The sequence below is a fragment of the Endozoicomonas sp. ALD040 genome (assembly GCF_049275945.1).
In the GTDB taxonomy this organism is placed as follows: domain Bacteria; phylum Pseudomonadota; class Gammaproteobacteria; order Pseudomonadales; family Endozoicomonadaceae; genus Endozoicomonas_A.
On the sequence record NZ_CP184829.1, the window covers coordinates 6,635,585 to 6,654,096 of the forward strand.

The following is an 18,512-nucleotide window of genomic DNA, read 5'->3' on the forward strand; positions in this document are numbered from 1 at the left end:
CATCCAAACGGGCCATCTATCCGTGATGGCCCTCAAAGAAATATTCCAATGATAATCAGATGGACCGGTTTCGTTGTATTGATGAAAAGCTAGCTGACCTTTTCCACATCATGCACACTGGGCCAGGCATTCATCACTGCCTTTAGCAGGGTCGCCAGCGGAATAGCAAAGAATATTCCCCAGAAGCCCCAGACTCCCCCAAACACCAGAACCGCAACAATAATAGCAACTGGGTGCAGGTTAACCGCCTCGGAAAACAGCAGGGGAACCAGAACATTGCCATCCAGAGCCTGAATGATGCCGTACACAATCATCAGCATCATGAACTCATGTCCCACACCCCATTGAAACAGACCAATCAGGGCAATAGGAATGGTAACCACAGTGGCACCGATATAGGGAACCACTACTGAAAAGCCCACCAGCACAGACAGCAGAACGGCATAGTTCAACCCCAGCCAGGCAAAAGCCACAAAACTGACTCCACCAACAATCAAAATTTCAATAACCTTACCCCGTATGTAGTTGGCAATCTGGTCATTCATTTCGTCCGCCACCTGAATAATCAGGCGACGCCGCATAGGTAAGCGGTTACCAATCCAGCCGAGCAGTTCAGTTTTATCCTTAAGAAAAAAGAATACCAGGATGGGCACCAGAATCAGATAAACTAGGATACCCAGGGCACCAGGCAACCTGGAGATAGAGAACGACAACGCCCAGGGTCCGAACTTGGCCAGATGCATATTGATAGCACTACTGAGAGCCGCTGTCTGGGATTCCGAAATAAAGGCTGGATAGAGCTCTGGCAATTCTTTCAGAATCATCTGTCCCTGCCTCACCATATTCGGCAGCTCATTCAGTAAGCCGGTGACTTGCTGCCAGATCAATGGAATCAACAGGAATATTGAAATAAGCAGAACCGCCATAAAGAGAGTGAAAATGAGGCTGACGGCCAGGAGATGGGGTACCCCCCATTTTTCGAGTAAGTTCACCACACCTTGCATCAAAAATGCCAATACCATTGCCGCCAGCAGCGGGGCCAACATATTCCCCATAAAGATGATGACCAAAAACCCGGTCACCAGCATCAACAGTAGCACCAGAGCCTCATGATCTGACAGGTAACGGTTCAGCCAATCCCTGATGATATCCAGCATATTTTCTTCCTTATGACTTACTCAGAAAACTGACCAGGTTGTCTATTGTCAGTCAGGCTCGGGATATTAACAATCCGATCTTATTTATGCTCGAGAGTAAAGATAAATACCCCTGAAGCTTCATCACTGGCCAACAGTTTATGACCACTGATGCAGGCAAAGCTGGCAAAATCCCGAACCGAGCCCGGATCTGTGGCCTGAATCCGCAACACTTCGCCCTGATCCATTTTACTGAGCGCCTGCTTGGCTTTGAGCAGAGGGAGCGGACAACTCATTCCCTTCAGATCCAGTTCAACATCCACTTCTATCATAATGAAACTCATTCTCCCTCAGCGAAGCTGAAATTCAGCTGTACAGGAACTCTGCTGCCAATGTTATGCTGCACTGACTGATAATTAATAAACCAGTAAAGCGCTTACAGTGTAAAAATGTTTCCAAGTGCCATGCATACACTTGCCCAAAAACGGCAGGCAAGTTGTTACCACACCCGACTCTCACTAAAAGGCTCTGGTGCAAACGTCGCTGACCTGTAGAATAGAGAGATGACTGCTCTTTCCATCGCCAGAAGTTGCCAGTCATGATAAACGCACTACCGGCCTCACCCGAAAGGTAAGGAGGCCGTAAAATACTATGTTTTTTTTCACGGCTGTTTGAGCCAGCACCTCTATGACGATACAGTGTACCGCAGATTATACGAGTATGGATATTCTATGAAGCAACCGGGTTTCCTGATGGCAGCCCTGCTAAGCACCTGGCTCGGAACTTCTTCCGCAGTGGTAAGCGCGGCCCCAATTGAACTGCCCAGACTGGGGGACAGCACCTCCGCAGTCGTCTCGCCTCAACAGGAGTATGAGCTGGGACAGACTTATCTGAAATATATACGTAGCCGAACCCGTACGGTGAGTGACCCCGAGGTCAAGGAATACCTCGAAAGACTCACCTATCGCCTGGCTGAATTCAGTGAGATTAAAGATCACCGATTAAACACCATAGTGATAGACAGTAGCGTATTGAACGCTTTTGCAGCACCGGGCGGAATCATCGGCGTCAACTCCGGACTGTTCTTCAACGCGGACACAGAAGCTCAATTTGCTGCCGTACTCGCTCACGAATTAGCACACCTGAGCCAGCGCCATTACGCCCGAAATGTTGAAGACGCCAAAAACAAGAGCCTGCCGACCGCTGCCGCTGTTCTTGCATCGGTTGTCCTGATGGCAACAGCAGGAACTGAAGTAGGTGCCGCAGCACTATCAACAACGATGGCCGGCATCCAGTCCAGTCGTTTGCGCTTCAGCAGACAATTTGAGCGCGAAGCAGACAATATTGGCATTCTGACTCTTGCCAGGGCGGGCTTTGATCCTCAGGCCATGCCTGAAATATTTGAGAACATGAACAAGTCCAGGCGTTATCAAAGCAGACCTCCGGAGTTTCTACTGACGCACCCTGTTACCGACAACCGTATTTCAGACTCCAGAGCCAGAGCTGCACAATTGCCTTCCAAGGGTTCCCAGGGCAGCAGCCTTGATTATTCTTTAATTCGAATGAGACTGTTCGTACTCAGCACCGAAGATCCGGCCCGTTACGCACATCAGTTACAGAAGGAGCTGGAGTCCAGTCATACCAGCTCGGAAGACATTACCCGCTATGGTCTTGCACTGGCGAGCATTGAAGCACGAGATTACAAAACAGCAGAAAAAGAACTGACTGCGCTGCTGAAGAAACACCCTCGCAACCTGCATTTGATTATGGCTCAGGCCAGACTCGAATCAGTTACCGGAAAATCCGATGAAGCGATTAAACGACTGGATGCGGCGCTTTCAATTCATCTGGATAACTATCCGTTGATGGCGACCAAAGCGGATATTCTGATTCAGGCAAAAAAATTCAGCGAAGCCAGAGACCTTCTCCTGAAACTGAGTCGCAGTCGACCCGACGACCCGGATATCTGGTATGAACTGGCGGAAGCCCAGGGTCAGTCCGATGACATTCTGGGCTTACACCAGGCTCGGGCAGAGTACTTCTTCTTAACAGGCAATCTTGACGATGCCATCAAGCACCTTCAGTTTGCTCGAAAAATGGTGGGAGATAATTACGCCCTGAGAGCCAAGATCGACAAAAAGTTAAACGACATATTCGAATATCGTAAGAAACTCGAAAAAAGCTGATCAGAAAAGGCCGTCATTGTCGGCGGCCATACCTCAGGCTGATAGTGATGCCGTGAAGTCGAGCATACGATTCAGAGGAATCAGAGACTTCTCTCGCAACTCATCATCGACATTCACCAGATTCAACTTGCCTGGTTTTTCCAGACACTGAACCAGTGCTTCCAGAGAGTTCATTGCCATCCACGGACAATGGGCACAACTCTTGCAGGTAGCACCGCTACCCGCAGTTGGAGCTTCTACAAAAGACTTGTCTGGGGAAGCCTGTTGCATTTTGTAGAAAATACCTCGATCCGTTGCCACGATAAAGGTTGAGTTTGGCATTTCCTGAGAGGCTTTCAGCAATTGGCTGGTAGAACCAACGACGTCTGCCACCTGGACAACAGAGTCTGGTGATTCAGGGTGCACAAGAATCGCAGCATCCGGGTAAACCCGTTTGAGGTCTTCAATACCCCTGGCCTTGAACTCTTCATGAACGATACAGCTACTGTTCCAGAGCAGCATGTCTGCCCCGGTGTTCTTTTGGATGTAACTGCCCAGATATTTATCCGGCCCCCAGATGATTTTTTTACCCTGATCCATCAGATGCTCAACGATGTCCACAGCACAACTGGAAGTCACAACCCAGTCAGCCCGTGCTTTTACCGCCGCAGATGTATTGGCATAGACAACCACTTCACGATCGGGGTGCTGATCACAAAAAGCCGAAAACTCATCGACCGGACAGCCAAGATCAAGAGAGCACTCTGCCTCCAGCGTTGGCATCAGAACACGTTTTTGAGGGCTGAGAATCTTGGAAGTCTCACCCATAAAGCGAACGCCAGCAACGACCAGAGTATCCGCAAAGTGATCACGTCCAAAGCGAGCCATTTCCAGGGAGTCCGCTACATAACCACCGGTTTCTTCGGCCAGCGCCTGAACGACAGGGTCAGTGTAATAATGAGCAACAAGAACAGCGTTTTCCTGTTCCAGAAGCTCTCGCACTTTCTGCTTCAGTGCTTGCTCTTTTGCTTCGTCCAGGCCCTGAACGGGTGCGCTACCGAGATGCTCCTGAACAAATGCTCTATCACTAAGTACACTCATAAAAATTGTTCTGAAAGTCTCTAGAAGACATTATTAGGCAAATCCACGCGATTTTAACACAAATGAAAGATTCAGACAGCCGGGAAAAAGAGAAGAGGAGTTGGTGGGTCGTGTAGGATTCGAACCTACGACCAATTGGTTAAAAGCCAACTGCTCTACCAACTGAGCCAACGACCCGACGCGGCGCCATATTACTCAGTCGGTTAAATCTTCCAAGTTTTTTCTTCAGCCTTCCCTGCCTGTCAGGTATCAGGCGCTAACGCATCTGTTTAGTCACTGAATACTCATCTGCGAATGATTCCAACCCTGAAGTATTCCACTAAAACTGACCAGTTGACCCTCCGGTAACGTCCTGAATTTAGACTAGGATTATACCAGTTTCTATAAACCTCCTTTAACTAAGGTAGCCTCATGTCATCCAAAGGATTATGGCCTCTCTCCCTTTTTTTTACCTACGCTTTGTTATCCTCTGAAGCTGCCATTGCCAGCCAGAACGGAGTAATGCTTCTCGGCAGTAAAAAGCTGGATTACAGTGAAGATCAGCCAATCCTGGGAATTTCTTCCATCCGTTACGACAAAGCCTACAATCAATTCATTCTGCTTTCAGATGATACCGGGGCCATTCCCAACTATTACAACAAAAACGGCTTGCCCCGATACTATCTCATCCCGGAAGAAACCCTGATTACCAGGAAAGGCATTCCAAAAAGCAAAGGTACTTTCTTGCAAGAGTCTGGCAGACGGGTCAGAGAAGTTGTCATTGAACCTAATGACTCTGTTTTTTGGACAACCCATGGGCATATTGATACAGAAGGCTTTGACTTTCTTGGCGACAGTGCTTTTCTGGTCGCTTCGGAACAAAACGCGACCTTTCTGTTCAACCTGGTCTGCCCCTGGATTCGATTCCCTGGATGGAATATTCACAGCTCTCTTCTGAAAGTAGGAAGAGACGGATCTCTTCTGGGCGCATACCAATACCCCAGAGAATTTTCCAATATCGGCTGGCGCTTTGACTGGAAGATACCTCACTGGGTACCCGGCATCTATGACACTCAGTTCAACTGGCACAGTGAAGACCCCAATAAAAAGGGGGTCAAGCGAAACCGGGGCTTCGAAACTGTCATCCATCTTCCGGGAACCCCTGATTATCTTGCTATATCTGAACAGGGGATTCTTCAGGATGAACAACATCATAAAGGCCCTGTACCTGGTCGGGTATTGCGTTTCTCAATGGCTGAAGCGGTCCATCAGGTTTCAGCTTCTGTGAAACCAGACATTCAATACCACTATCAGCCCACTTCTGTTCCTGCAGAGCTTTACAACCCCGAGGTAGACGTCATTGTACAGAGCATCAGCGACGCCCAGGCCGTCAACAATCACCAGTTTCTTGTCATCGAAAAAAATTTCATCAGGAAAGCCGACAGAAAAACCGTAAACTATACATACACGGAAGTTTATCTGGTTGATCTGGATAACCCTCTTCCCCCAACCCAGGGCAATAAATGCACCTGTCCAGAAGAGCAACCGAAAGAGACTGCTAATACGTCTCTGCCTTTACTGAGAAAGAAGCTTCTGCTGAGCACCCGGGATTTTGAAAAAACCTTCCCGGACTTTAAAAGAATCAATATCGAAGGGGTGACGATTGGACCTCACGGGACTGACGACAGCAGGCTACTGGTTCTGGTTGGCGATAATGGTGCCAATTTTCCCAAGCCAAGAAGCACTGATGTTATCTTCTTCAGAGTGCCTGAAAAACTGTTCAAGATGCAATAGATCTCCTGACTGCCGTACTCAGGACTGGCTTGAGAACGGCAGTATGAACTTGAACAGACCTGCAAACGTTCAGCGGTCAGGTTGGATCACTCAAGATTCTACATAAGGCGTTGGGTCGGCGACAGAGGCTTCGGCAAAGCCCTTTTTACGATAGCGGCAGCTGTCACAGACACCACAGGCGCGACCTTGTTCGTCAGCCTGATAACAAGAAACGGTCATCCCGTAATCAACCCCCAGACGACTGCCTTCCTTTATGATCTCAGCCTTGGTCAGCTCCAGCAGTGGAGCGCGGATATGAAAGTGATCCCCTTCAACTCCCGCTTTGGTGGCCAGGTTAGCCATTTTCTCGAAAGCCTCGAGGTACTCAGGACGACAATCCGGATAGCCGGAATAATCTACATCATTAGCGCCAATGAAAATGTCCCGGGCACCGAGAATTTCAGCCCAACCCAGTGCCAGAGAAAGAAATACAGTATTTCGTGCTGGTACATAAGTTACAGGGATACCCTCGCCCAGATCCTCAGGGACATCAATATCATCATCTGTCAAAGCAGAGCCACCAAGATCACGCAAGTCCAGTTTCAGGGTTTTATGATCCCTGGCACCCAATGCCTCAGAAACACGAATAGAGGCTTCGAGTTCTGCTCTGTGTCGCTGACCGTAATCAAAGCTGACGGTATAGCACTCATATCCCTGATCTCTGGCAATGGCGAGTACTGTGGAAGAATCCAGACCACCGGACAGTAAAATGACTGCTTTTTTTGTCATGCTCTTTATTCCTATTTTTCTTCGCTCATGGCCTGCTTTTCTATAAATGCGGCCAAGTCGAGGGTTACAGCGACGCTCGCGACAATCGACGATCCAGCGCTGACCAGACTGTTATAAAACGCTTACGAGTTAACTTAAATAGCTTGCAGCCTACCTGATTAGGATTTTGACTCAAACACCGGCTTTGTCGCCCCAGATCACGCGATGTAATTGCACCTGAAACCGAACCGGAAGCTTGTCTGAGATGATCCAGTCAGCCAGCCGATCAGGAGCCAACTGGTCGTTGACGGGAGAAAACAGTACATCTGACACCCGGCCCGCAAGGTTGTACTGCAACATTTTACTGACCGACCACTCATAATCTTCCCGATTGGCAATGACGAACTTAACCTGGTCATTAGCGGTAAGGTGTTCAATATTCTCGTACAGATTCCTGTGACTTTCACCAGATGCCGGTGGCTTGAGGTCGAGCACTTTGACCACTCGCTCATCCACCAGGGAAACATCCAGAGCACCACTGGTTTCCAATGATACTTCATAGCCTTTGTCTACCAGCTGCTCAAGCAGAGGCAGACAATTTGGCTGCCCAAGAGGTTCACCGCCTGTTACACAGACATATTTAGCGCCATAGTCGTCTACCTCCTTTATGATCTCGTCGAGAGACATACGGGTGCCACCGTGAAATGAGTACTCGGTATCACACCAGACACAACGAAGTGGACAGCCCGTCAGACGGACAAACACTGTAGGCAGGCCCGAGGTACGGGACTCTCCCTGCAGGGAGTGAAAAATTTCAGTAATTCTGAGGGTATCAGCAGTCATTGAGCTCTCACCAGACATTCAGGTCGGCAATACTAGGAGCCCATCCTACTTAAGTCAATTTTGGTTTAACTGCCCGAGCAGAATGCAAGATCCCCTCAAGGGAGAAAACAGGAAATGGATGAAATACCCAAACAGAGTCGACGCCCACCCGGAGGCAGGCAGAATTAATCAGGAATCGGACATATTCCTGAGATAGGTATCTGACAATCGGGCAGCAGCACTGCCGGGGTATTGACTGATCACTGATTCAAGTTGTTTCCTGGCAGCGTCTTTTTCGCCTTGCAAATCAAGAATACGACCCAGCTTGTAGGTAGCGTCAGATACTTTCGGACTGTCCGGATAATTGTCAATCAGAGACTGAAAGTCGCCCAGAGCTTCCTTGTATTTGCCCTGAGCCATCTGAACTTCACCTAACCAGTATTGGGCATTATCCGAAAACTGACCTTTGGGATAGTCTTTCAACAACTTTTTCAAGGCCGTAATAGCCTCATCAAAACGCTTGTCCTTGATCAGGGAGAAAGCAGCCTGATAAGCAGCTTCCTCGCGGGCACCAGTCTCAGACACTGAAGGCTTGTTACCGATAGCAGGTAAAGTCACCGGGGAGTTTGAAGCGCCTCCTGCGGCAGCAGGCGCCTCACCAGAAGAGTCACCCAGACGAGAAATGCGCTGATCAAGATCCAGGTAACGCTCCCGGTTCTCTTTCTGCAGCTGCCTGATCTGATAAGCCTGCTCTTCCAACTGCCCTCTGAGGGTCATGGTCTCCTGACGAAGCTCATCCAACAAGTTCAATAAGTGGGCAGTACCTCCTGCCGATGATGCCACTGAAGTCGATTCACGAGTTTGTGAACTCTTGACAGAATAAGCATTTCCAGAAGGCTGGGAGTCCACCACCGGCACCTCTGCCTGAACATAAGAGGCCAGGCCGACAACAACAAAAGCAGAGCAAACAGATCGTTTCAGAGGCATTCAGTCTCATTCCCTGTCGGGCAGCCATGAGTCTGAAATGCTGCCCACCCAAGGGCTTTGCACCAGTGAATGGGCCATGGCTGCATTATGAAATCAATATTTTTCTAAAACTATGGCCATCAGTTGATCACAATGTGAGCACGACGGTTCATAGCCCAGGCAGTTGCATTGTGAGCCGGGTCCAGAGGCTTCTCAAAACCAAAGCTAATCACTTCAATGCGGCTTGGAGATACACCCTTGCTGACCAGGTAGTTCTTAACTGCATTAGCACGACGCTCGCCCAGAGCCAGGTTATATGTGCGAGTTCCGCGCTCATCCGTATTACCCTGAATGGTGATTTTCTTGCCACGGCCTTCAGAGGAATTCAGATAAATAGCCTGTACGTCCAGAGCCTTATAATCGCTCTCTTTCAGCTTAGAGCTGTCAAAAGCAAAGTGATAAGTTTTATGCGCCAGCAATTGTTCGATCTCTTCAGGGGTAGCCTGAATCTCACCGCTATCAATTACGGCTTGAACAGCAGGGCTATAAGCAGGGAAGGTTTCAATCACAACTTCTTCAGTCGCGAAGTCAGTGTTAGATTCAACATCAGAAGTACTCTGACCACCTGTAGAGGCACAACCAGCCAGCCAGAGTGCAGTGGCAGTGAGTGCGGTGGCTTTGACAAAATTGGCAAAACGCATGACAAGCTCCAATTGTTCGTTCAATGTTGGTAAATCAAAATCAATGTATTGATTGATGCAGTACAGTATCAGAACTGCAGACTCCGGACTAGCCCGAATACCAAGGGGGTCAGCTGAACTTGCAACTTCTTCGGCCTGAAATCCGGAAAGAGCGTCCAGCGCTACAGATGAATTTGATTGAATAAATTAACTATTCGCACAAGACCATTTGAAGAGCTGGCTCACTCTACTGAATTTTATGCTCGAATGCCAAGTTCGACTGACTCCAGCGAACCAATCCAACCCGATTTAGCGCTGTGTAGCTATTGATGGCCCCCAAACCGGCTCTCTGACATCTCCCTCCGCCGATGGCAAGCGATATTTTACCCGACCATCCGCTGTAACAATGCCAAGCTCCCCGTTTTTGCCTCCCGATACCGCATAGATTAGACGACGGCCCCCAGGGGAAACACTGGGCGAATCTTCCAACCGGGCAGACGTAAGCTGACGCAGTCGTCCAGTATCAAGATCCAGAATGGCGATGTTAAATTCTGTGGCTCCCTGACCTTTATGGACTAGTGCCAGAGATTTACCATCAGGGAATACTTTAGCACGGGCATTGAATTTACCAGTAAACGTCAGCCGTTTAGGTTTGCCTTCAGCAACCACAGTACCGTTCGACAACCTGTCAAGACCGATCTGATAAATCTGGGCACTGCCTCCCCGGTTAGATGTAAAGATCAGACTTTTCCCATCTGGCATCCAGTCTGGCTCAGTATCAATCGAGAAATGTGATGTAATCTGACTGAGTTTGTCAGTGGCCAGATCCATCACATAAATGTCCGGATTCTGCTCCTTGGACAGAACCAGTGCCAACTGCCTGCCATCAGGAGAAAATACCGGAGAGCTGTTCAACCCTTTGAAGTCAGTTATCTTCTGACGTTTACCGGTAGCCAGTTCCTGAATATAGATAGCCGGACGACCGGTTTCAAAAGAAGCATAGGCAACACGACTGCCGTCGGGTGACCAGCTCGGTGACAGTATAGGCTCTCTTGAACGAAGTATCTCGCGCTGGCGCTGACCATCGGCATCGGCATAGTTTAGACTGTAATCCGTATGTTCAGCACTTTTACGATCAGCAGTGACATACATGATTCGGGTCGAGAAATCGCCGGGAATACCGGTGATCTTTTCGTATATCGCATCACTGATATGATGAGCCAACCCGCGCAGCTGACTTTCATCGCCTCGAACCCTGCCTTTCATAATGCTTTTCTGGCGAACAATATCAAACAGCTGATAGTCCACTTCAAACGTATTGCCTTCCTGTTTAACCTCTCCGGTAACCAGGTAGGAAGCACCCAGTATATTCCAGTCACGGTAAACAACATCTTTGGCACTGGATGGAAAGCTGAGCATATCCTTTCTGGGCAAAGCTGCAAACAGGCCGCTGAAATGAAGGTTATCTTCTACAACAGAAGCCATATCTTCGGGCAGAATTTTCTTACCATTCCAGCTGAAGGGTGGTACTGCCACCTTGACGGCCTTGTCATTACCCTGGGTTACTTCGATTGTGAGAATGGCCTGAGCACTCTGCATTGATAACAGCAGGGCAACAAACAGAGATGAGACCAAAACGCTCCTACTTCGGAACCATGAAAATATTGCAGAAGAGATTAATAGGTAAACACGACGACAGGTGTCTTCCCTGAAGACAGTCTGCTTACTTTTAAAGCTGCCCGACAATCCGGCAGAAAACCATTGCAGTTGTTGCTTCATCTCACCAGATCCTCTGGCCTGAACCTAAAGTTAATGCGCTTGAATTTATTATCGAACACACGCCGTTCCAGCTTTTTCAATTCAGGAAAAGGCGCCGCCCTCTGTATCGCCTGTACGACAGAACGATCATAGGCATCATTACCACTGCCTTCAAGCAACCTTACTTCCAGCAAGTCACCAAAAGGCGACAGACTGAGCTGAACCAGAGCCACCATATTGTTACGGGCACTGGGCGGTCGGTTCCAGTTCCGGGCAATAAGGTTTTTCAGCAGTTCGGAGTAGTAAGCTACTTCTCCAGCCTCTTGTTCTGCCTGCTCGGCAGCAACTGCCTGAGCCTGTTCACGGGCAACCCGCTCCTGCTCAAGCTGTCTGAGTAACGCTTCCTGTTGCTTTTTCTTCCTGTTTTCTTCAGCCAGACGCTGCTGTCGCTCTTGTTCTTTACGAGCTGCTTTTTCCTTTTTTGCTTTCTCTTTGGCTGCATGCTCTTTTTTCAGAGCCAGCTCTTTCTGTTTTTTAATTTCTGCCTGTCGGCGGGCTTCTTCTTTGCGCTTCTGAGCAGCAAGCTCACGAGCTTTTTGTGCCGAGTTGTCTACAACAGGCTTGGGCGCTGGCGGTATTGGCTTTGGCTGGGCAATTTCAACGACACTGGCTTTGATACTTTTTGGCGCTACAATCCTCAACTCATCTGCAGTTGACCAGTCCCAGGACACCAGACCCAGTATCAGAACGTGCAGCAGTAAGGAAAACACCACTGCAAACCCGTAACCCTGAAAAAGCTTATGATTCAATAAAGCACCGATCAATGGAATTTTCTTCATTACAGCCCTGCGTTCCACAACACCATGATCATGATTTGTTCTGACTGACAGTCAAACCAGGGGATAACACTTTCTATCATCAGCGCTTCGTCCGTTCATTGAGCAACGCAGGATCTGTAATCAATCCCACATCATTAACACCTACTCCCTGTAATCTGGCCATCAGCTCAACCACTGAGCCATAGTCAACTTTACGATCCCCCTTTATCAACACCCGGGTCTCGGGACTGGCAGAAAGAACCTTACCTACCTTCTCACTGATTTCATCCATTCCTTTGGCACTTTCCTGATGACCGCCCAGATCAATAAAGAACTTGCCATCGGACTGGACAGAGATAATCAGAGTCTTGGCATCATCAGGCAGTGGCATCGGATTACTGGTTGCCTTCGGAAGTTCTACCTTTACCCCCTGAGTCAGCATCGGGGCACTGACCATAAAGGCCACCAGCATGACCATCATGATGTCGATAAACGGCACCATGTTGATTTCTGACATCGGCTTGCGCCGGGTTCTGGATCGAGCCATGATTTTTTTACTCGCTCCCTTAGCCTGCACTGTGACGACTGTGAACCTTACGATGAAGAATACTGGAAAATTCATCCGCAAAGGTCTCGTAGTTCGACAGCAGGGCTTCCACTCTGGATGCGTAACGGTTATAAGCTACCACCGCAGGAATCGCAGCTACCAGACCAACCGCTGTCGTCATCAGGGCTTCAGCAATACCAGGAGCAACCGATGCCAGAGTGGCCTGCTGCACATTTGCCAGCCCACGGAAAGAGTTCATAATGCCGACTACGGTACCGAACAGACCAACATAAGGACAGGTCGAACCGACACTGGCCAGAAAGGGCAGATGCGTTTCCAGTTTTTCCTGCTCACGGGAGATGGCCACTCTCATGGCTCTCTGTGTGGCTTCCATGACAGCATCAGCCTCTCCAGTACCCTGAGAACGCATGCGGGAAAACTCACTAAAGCCTGAACGGAAAACCAATTCCAGACCACCCAGGTCTTCTTCTTTGTCCAGCTCTTTATAGAGCTGGGTCAGATCCATCCCCGACCAGAAGCGATCTTCAAAGGCCGTCATATTGCGTTGAGCGGAACGAATGAGTACGCCACGCTGAACGATCATCACCCAGGAAACAACAGATGCCACCACCAGCAGTATCAGCACCAGTAAAACGATCCAACTGGCATTGCCTACCAGTGACCAAATGGACATGCTATCTGCCACTGAAAACCTCGCTTTTAATTTGATTAATACTTGTTAGAGAAATGATCATCGACAATCATTCTGGAATCGGGCCAGACGCTGTGACTGCATTTTCATGATAAACAGGCAGTTATGGATAGTACCACCAATCTCAGGGCGAATTGCTGTCAGGACTTAATTTATTCCGTAAGGATTCTGTAATCGCTGTGGGTTTTCTGCTCTGACTGTTCAGGCAAGCCACCACAAACCGACCTTCACATATCAAAAGACCTTCACGAAAACACTGTTGCAGAAAAACCATCCTGGCTTTACCCATACTTTCAACTGCGACAGTCACGTTAAGAGAGTCATCCAACCGGGCAATGTGTTTGAACTGAACAGAAGCATCAACCACTACCAGCTGCTTCTTTTCCTTCAACAACTTCTGGTGGTCATAACCGGTAGTTCGCAGATATTCGGTTCTGGCTCGCTCCATAAACTTCAGGTAATTGACGTGATATACGATGCCGCCGGCATCGGTATCTTCATAATAGACTCGAATGGGAATAGAAAAGGTATCAGTCACAGAGCAGTACACATAACATTAAACCAGATCAGAGACTGCCAGAGACGCCGATACCCTGGCAAGTTAATAACACGATGAACGACCACAATGAGGGAAATTATGAGGCGGAGGATAGGAGCCTTTATTGAGTTTTTCCTCATCCAGTCTCTGCTTGTTCAGGCGTTGTTCCTGCTCTGTTCTGCGTTGCAGCAAATCAGGAGCTGGAACGGGTTTGTGCAAACGTTTCAAGGCTTGGGTGGCTTCCGGAATCCCCCATCGAGCCGCCATGGAGTAACGCTCAACAGCCTGGGCTAAGGAAGCTGTTGTACCCACTCCCTGCTCGAAGCAGACTCCGGCATGATACAGATCAATCGGCAGCTGGCTGGAACCATGAAGCACCTGCGAGCAACTTGCCGCCGAGACAGAGAAAGGTGCAGAGTAGAACCCTGGACGCATTGGCGTCGCTTCCGTAGTAATAGTCTGACAACCACTCAGAGCAGTGAGCGACAGAACAAATAGACAGTAGATTCCTAAAATTCTCATGAGCATCAGCGTTTCCTTAGCCACTCGTTTTTCAAAAGAACGATCCAGATATTAAACCGGAAAGACTTATTCTTCTATCCGGTAGTCAAGCCCAAAATGCAAGTATGCGTGCTTGGTGACCATCCGCCCTCTGGGGGTTCTCATCATATAGCCCTGTTGAATAAGATAAGGCTCCAGGACATCTTCGATGGTATCCCTCTCCTCACTGATGGCAGCCGCCAGACTGTCTACCCCGACCGGCCCACCATCAAACTTTTCGATCATGGCCAACAGCAGCCGTCTGTCCATATGATCAAAACCGCTGGCATCAACATCCAGCATATTCAATGCGGCATCGGCCGTCTCCTTGTGGATCACACCATTCCCCTTTACTTCGGCAAAATCACGCACCCTTCTCAGCAATCGGTTGGCAATTCTGGGCGTTCCTCTGGAGCGTCGGGCAATCTCTCCTGCACCTTCCTTATCAATCCCCACCCCGAGAATTCCGGCAGAACGTTCTACGATATAAGTCAGGTCCTCAATATTATAAAACTCCAGCCTCTGTACAATACCAAAACGATCCCGGAGCGGAGACGTCAGCAGACCCGCCCTGGTTGTCGCTCCCACCAAGGTAAAGGGAGGCAGGTCCAGCTTGATAGATCGCGCAGCAGGGCCTTCACCGATCATGATGTCCAGCTGATAATCTTCCATCGCCGGATACAATACTTCTTCCACTACCGGACTGAGGCGGTGAATTTCATCAATAAACAGAATGTCATTGGGCTCAAGATTGGTCAGAAGAGCTGCCAGGTCACCCGCTTTTTCCAGCACCGGGCCAGAAGTCGTTCGAATATTGCTGCCCATCTCATTGGCAAGGATGTGGGAAAGCGTGGTTTTACCCAGCCCCGGAGGTCCGAATATAAGGGTATGATCAAGGGCATCATTACGAAGTCTTGCAGCCTGGATAAAAATTTCCATCTGCTCCCTGACTTTTGGCTGTCCCACATAATCAGCCAGTTTTACCGGGCGAATAGCCCGATCCAGCACCTCTTCCAGAGGGCGTTCTGAGGAGGATATCAATCGATCTGCTTCAATCATGTTCTAGCTCGTCTACCATTACTCTCAGCGTACCATCTCCAGTCTGTTAAAAAAATAATCCAGCTTTGGGAACAAAACGCTACATTTAATCGTCCAAGCACTCTGAACGTAAAAAGAGCACTTGCGAGCACTTAGCTGCCCGGGGGTGCATTACCTTTTAAACTTCGGAGTCATCGGACTCCTATACTCTCTGTTTTAAATTCTGATTAAAGGAAGTACTCAGAATGAATACACATTTGGTTTCTGGAAAAGGCCTGACTAACTCGGTCATGGCCTCCGTGATGTTCGGGCTTGTGCCCATTTATGTACAGTTTATTAAGCTGTCCGGAAATACCCTGTTCTGGAACAGGGTCATTTTCAGCGCTCTCTGCCTGACAATGGTCTGCTATCGCATGGACCGGCTCCGGGGCTTCAGGGCGGTTTTTCTCTGCCGGAAAACTGTGCTGATGCTATCCCTGGGTGGTTTGATTGTTGGCTTTCAGTGGTGGCTGTTTGTCTGGGGCCCCGTGAATGATAAAACACAGGATCTCTCCCTTGGCTATTTTTTGCTGCCACTCACCCTGGCATTAACCGGCAAGCTGGTATTTAACGAGAGACTGAACAAGGCTCATTACTTTGCCATGGGGTCCGCGTCATTAGGCGTGCTTGCCATGATTTGGCAACAGGGCTCATTACCCTGGGTCAGCCTGGCAGTGGCCGGACTTTATCCGGTGTATTTCATCATCCGTAAACCTTTGCAGGTCGATACCTTGCCAGCCCTGCTTTTTGAGCACCTGTTGTTCCTTCCGGCTGGTATTTTCATACTGATGAGTGATCAGAGTTTTATGCAAAACCTGACCCATTCCGTCACTCTTTGGTATCTGCTGCCAGGTCTGGGGCTACTCTGCAGCCTGTCACTGATCTGCTACATCAACGCCTCCAGGCATCTGTCTGTCAGTTTGTTTGGCCTGTTGAGCTACCTGGAGCCTGCTTTGATATTTGTGGTGGCTGTCACCGTTCTCGGAGAAGTCTTCACCTTACAGCAGTGGCTCAGCTATAGCTTTATCTGGCTGGCAACGGCAGCCATCTGCGTTGACTCGGTCAGGAAGTTCATCCGGTAAACTACAAAGCAGACAAGCAGGTGAGACTCAATCGTCTCACCTTTTAAATAAGACGCGGTGTTATCAGATCATACTTTTCAGAGCCTGACGAATCAGCTCTTCACTGGTCATGCCATCCTTGAGCAACTTACCAATGACTTTGCCGGCTTCCTGGGGTTTATAACCCAGAGCCACCAGAGCACTGACGGCTTCCTGTTCAATATCTTTTGCTTCGGCAGCCATTTCGCCACCGGCAACCAGAGGCTTACCTTCCAGCAGAGGTGCTGACTGCCAACGATCCAGCTTATCTTTCATTTCAACAATCAGCCGCTCGGCTGTTTTTTTACCCACACCCGGCAACTTCACCAAAGTGGCACTATCACCTTCCTGCACACAGCGCACAAAAGCATCAGCTTCTATACCGGACAACAGGGTCAGTCCGAGCTTGGGACCAACCCCATTGACCTTGATCAGAGTTCTAAACAACTCCCGCTCATCACGATTGCTAAAACCGTATAGGAGCTGAGCATCTTCGCGCACTACAAAGTGGGTATATAACACGACCTCCTGACCAACGTCCGGCAGTTTATAAAAAACCGACATCGGAGCTTCCACTTCATACCCGATACCATGGGTCTCTATCAGCAAATGAGGGGGCTGTTTGTCAGCCAGAAGGCCCCGAATTCTTCCAATCATCCTGTTTTCCAAATCTTTTATTTTCTGACTATAAGGTCAGAACGCCTAACAATACGACGAGGGCGTAGAACTCCTGAGAATTGTCACTCTCTAATCACTAAGAGAAGTTCAATTCGATGATCTGAAGGAGCTGCCCCCTTGAAGAAACTTCGCACATTTCTGGGATCACTCTGGCAGATCCTGCCCGAGGCTGGCCTGGCCAGTGAATACCACCCAGCTGTATCCGGTGGCCCTATTCCCATCCCTTTCATCAAGTCACAAAAATCTTTGTTAAAGGAAGATTTCCCGGGACGCCCGGCAAACTCACCTGAGCTTGATAAGCCTGCTCGCAGCTTCATCAGTTATATACAAGGCTACAGCAGCCTCCCGATGAGAGATCGCGCTCTGGTTGCCCTGAGAAGTGCGTACATTTGCAATACCAGACACCTGATCCCGGATATTGCTCAATGTGCACTGGATACGGGACTGAAAGCCAGTGATGTACAAATGGTTTCCCGTGGCCATCTGGCACCGGGCTGGGACAACAAACAACGCCTGTTACTGAAAACCACTGAAGAACTCTACAAAGAACAGATCATAAGTCCGGAGAACTGGAAAGAACTGAAGAAAATCTACACGCCACAACAGATCCTGGATCTGGTGTTTTGCATTGCTTCCTTTCACCTTTGTGTCCACCCAAACTAAGACTGCCCCGTAAGACGACGACGTCGAGTACCCGTAGCACCCGCCATCCTGACCAGACTGGAACGAGTATGAGCATGACAAAGAGCAACCGCCAGAGCGTCCGCAGCATCGGCCTGAGGGGTATCATTCAAGTCAAGGATCGACTTCACCATGTGCTTTACCTGGTACTTATCCGCAGAGCCTTTACCAACCACAGCCTGCTTGACCTGCCGGGCAGAGTATTCCGACACCTCAATATTGTGATTAACCACAGCCACAATGGCCGCAGCCCTGGCCTGACCCAGTTTCAGTGCCGAATCAGCATTTCTGGACATAAACACTTGCTCCACACCAACGGACTGCGGGATGTAACGTTCGATCAAAGTGCTGATGCCTTCATAAATCTGCTGCAAGCGCTCAGGTAGAGGCGCCTCCCGGATGCGAATACAACCGGACGCCACATAATGTGTTTTATTGCCTACTTCTTCAATTAATCCATAGCCGGTAATTCTTGAGCCCGGATCTATCCCCATCAGGATGGCCATTCAGAATGTATTCTCAAGTCAGATGTCGCTATTTTCAATGACAGCGTTTGATGCCCCCCGGGGTCAATGAGTGTGACAGCTTCTGCCAAAAAAATCTGACAGGCGAGGGTTCAAGGTCATGGTTATGTCAAAAGGATACTGTACACCCATACAATATACCAGCGGTG

At 49.1% G+C, this 18,512-nt stretch carries 20 protein-coding genes and 1 tRNA gene; 4 read left to right on the forward strand and 17 right to left on the reverse strand.

The genetic code is table 11. The features are described 5' to 3' along the window. Window positions 1–89: 89 nt before the first annotated feature. Window positions 90–1,157: an AI-2E family transporter gene (locus ACOJUN_RS24470; RefSeq protein WP_422134444.1), complete on the reverse strand. Its 1,068-nt coding sequence runs from the start codon at window positions 1,155–1,157 to the stop codon at window positions 90–92. An 80-nt stretch (window positions 1,158–1,237) separates the two neighbouring features. Continuing rightward, window positions 1,238–1,480, reverse strand: coding sequence for a sulfurtransferase TusA family protein (locus tag ACOJUN_RS24475; protein WP_422134445.1), 243 nt, complete (start codon window positions 1,478–1,480; stop codon window positions 1,238–1,240). A 387-nt stretch (window positions 1,481–1,867) separates the two neighbouring features. Between ACOJUN_RS24475 and ACOJUN_RS24480 the strand changes: the two genes are divergently transcribed. Next, on the forward strand, window positions 1,868–3,322 hold the full coding sequence (locus ACOJUN_RS24480; protein WP_422134446.1) for a M48 family metalloprotease: 1,455 nt from the start codon (window positions 1,868–1,870) through the stop codon (window positions 3,320–3,322). A 33-nt stretch (window positions 3,323–3,355) separates the two neighbouring features. On the opposite strand, the gene nadA is transcribed toward ACOJUN_RS24480, so the two are convergent. Next, entirely contained in the window at window positions 3,356–4,402 is a 1,047-nt protein-coding gene (gene nadA / locus ACOJUN_RS24485; RefSeq protein WP_422134447.1) for a quinolinate synthase NadA, read from the reverse strand. A 101-nt stretch (window positions 4,403–4,503) separates the two neighbouring features. Further along, window positions 4,504–4,579, reverse strand: a tRNA-Lys gene (locus ACOJUN_RS24490). A gap of 234 nt (window positions 4,580–4,813) precedes the next feature. Between ACOJUN_RS24490 and ACOJUN_RS24495 the strand changes: the two genes are divergently transcribed. After that, the gene (locus ACOJUN_RS24495; RefSeq protein WP_422134448.1) at window positions 4,814–6,175 is read left to right on the forward strand and encodes an esterase-like activity of phytase family protein; all 1,362 of its coding nucleotides are present in this window, start codon (window positions 4,814–4,816) and stop codon (window positions 6,173–6,175) included. A 90-nt stretch (window positions 6,176–6,265) separates the two neighbouring features. Here ACOJUN_RS24495 and queC read toward each other — a convergent pair whose 3' ends face one another. From queC to ruvB, 11 genes are all read right to left on the reverse strand, one after another. Then, on the reverse strand, window positions 6,266–6,943 hold the full coding sequence (gene queC / locus ACOJUN_RS24500) for a 7-cyano-7-deazaguanine synthase QueC (protein WP_422134449.1): 678 nt from the start codon (window positions 6,941–6,943) through the stop codon (window positions 6,266–6,268). A gap of 171 nt (window positions 6,944–7,114) precedes the next feature. Further along, the gene (queE, locus tag ACOJUN_RS24505; protein ID WP_422134450.1) at window positions 7,115–7,765 is read right to left on the reverse strand and encodes a 7-carboxy-7-deazaguanine synthase QueE; all 651 of its coding nucleotides are present in this window, start codon (window positions 7,763–7,765) and stop codon (window positions 7,115–7,117) included. 168 nt (window positions 7,766–7,933) lie between these two features. Further along, window positions 7,934–8,731, reverse strand: coding sequence for a tol-pal system protein YbgF (ybgF, locus tag ACOJUN_RS24510; RefSeq protein ID WP_422134451.1), 798 nt, complete (start codon window positions 8,729–8,731; stop codon window positions 7,934–7,936). Window positions 8,732–8,850: 119 nt separating this feature from the next. After that, the gene (locus ACOJUN_RS24515; protein ID WP_422134452.1) at window positions 8,851–9,411 is read right to left on the reverse strand and encodes an OmpA family protein; all 561 of its coding nucleotides are present in this window, start codon (window positions 9,409–9,411) and stop codon (window positions 8,851–8,853) included. Window positions 9,412–9,699: 288 nt separating this feature from the next. Further along, window positions 9,700–11,169, reverse strand: a complete 1,470-nt coding sequence (gene tolB, locus ACOJUN_RS24520; protein ID WP_422134453.1) for a Tol-Pal system beta propeller repeat protein TolB — start codon at window positions 11,167–11,169, stop codon at window positions 9,700–9,702. Next, complete coding sequence (locus ACOJUN_RS24525) at window positions 11,166–11,987, reverse strand: energy transducer TonB (protein ID WP_422134454.1); 822 nt, start codon at window positions 11,985–11,987, stop codon at window positions 11,166–11,168. The genes tolB and ACOJUN_RS24525 overlap by 4 nt, the downstream gene beginning before the upstream one ends. A 79-nt stretch (window positions 11,988–12,066) precedes the next feature. Beyond that, window positions 12,067–12,513, reverse strand: a complete 447-nt coding sequence (tolR, locus tag ACOJUN_RS24530) for a protein TolR (protein ID WP_422134455.1) — start codon at window positions 12,511–12,513, stop codon at window positions 12,067–12,069. A 19-nt stretch (window positions 12,514–12,532) separates the two neighbouring features. Then, window positions 12,533–13,207 (reverse strand): protein TolQ, encoded by a 675-nt coding sequence (gene tolQ, locus ACOJUN_RS24535; RefSeq protein WP_422134456.1) that lies wholly within the window; start codon window positions 13,205–13,207, stop codon window positions 12,533–12,535. Between the two features lie 142 nt (window positions 13,208–13,349). Continuing rightward, entirely contained in the window at window positions 13,350–13,763 is a 414-nt protein-coding gene (ybgC, locus tag ACOJUN_RS24540; RefSeq protein WP_422134457.1) for a tol-pal system-associated acyl-CoA thioesterase, read from the reverse strand. 63 nt (window positions 13,764–13,826) lie between these two features. Further along, complete coding sequence (locus ACOJUN_RS24545; RefSeq protein WP_422134458.1) at window positions 13,827–14,285, reverse strand: hypothetical protein; 459 nt, start codon at window positions 14,283–14,285, stop codon at window positions 13,827–13,829. 66 nt (window positions 14,286–14,351) lie between these two features. Next, on the reverse strand, window positions 14,352–15,362 hold the full coding sequence (gene ruvB / locus ACOJUN_RS24550; RefSeq protein ID WP_422134459.1) for a Holliday junction branch migration DNA helicase RuvB: 1,011 nt from the start codon (window positions 15,360–15,362) through the stop codon (window positions 14,352–14,354). Window positions 15,363–15,586: 224 nt separating this feature from the next. Between ruvB and rarD the strand changes: the two genes are divergently transcribed. Beyond that, entirely contained in the window at window positions 15,587–16,462 is an 876-nt protein-coding gene (gene rarD, locus ACOJUN_RS24555) for an EamA family transporter RarD (protein WP_422134460.1), read from the forward strand. A 63-nt stretch (window positions 16,463–16,525) separates the two neighbouring features. Here the strand turns inward: rarD and ruvA are convergent, their stop codons facing one another. Then, entirely contained in the window at window positions 16,526–17,137 is a 612-nt protein-coding gene (ruvA, locus tag ACOJUN_RS24560; RefSeq protein WP_422134461.1) for a Holliday junction branch migration protein RuvA, read from the reverse strand. Between the two features lie 138 nt (window positions 17,138–17,275). Between ruvA and ACOJUN_RS24565 the strand changes: the two genes are divergently transcribed. Further along, entirely contained in the window at window positions 17,276–17,821 is a 546-nt protein-coding gene (locus ACOJUN_RS24565; protein WP_422134462.1) for a carboxymuconolactone decarboxylase family protein, read from the forward strand. Here the strand turns inward: ACOJUN_RS24565 and ruvC are convergent. Next, the gene (ruvC, locus tag ACOJUN_RS24570) at window positions 17,818–18,345 is read right to left on the reverse strand and encodes a crossover junction endodeoxyribonuclease RuvC (RefSeq protein ID WP_317142327.1); all 528 of its coding nucleotides are present in this window, start codon (window positions 18,343–18,345) and stop codon (window positions 17,818–17,820) included. The genes ACOJUN_RS24565 and ruvC overlap by 4 nt on opposite strands. Between the last annotated feature and the right edge of the window lie 167 nt (window positions 18,346–18,512).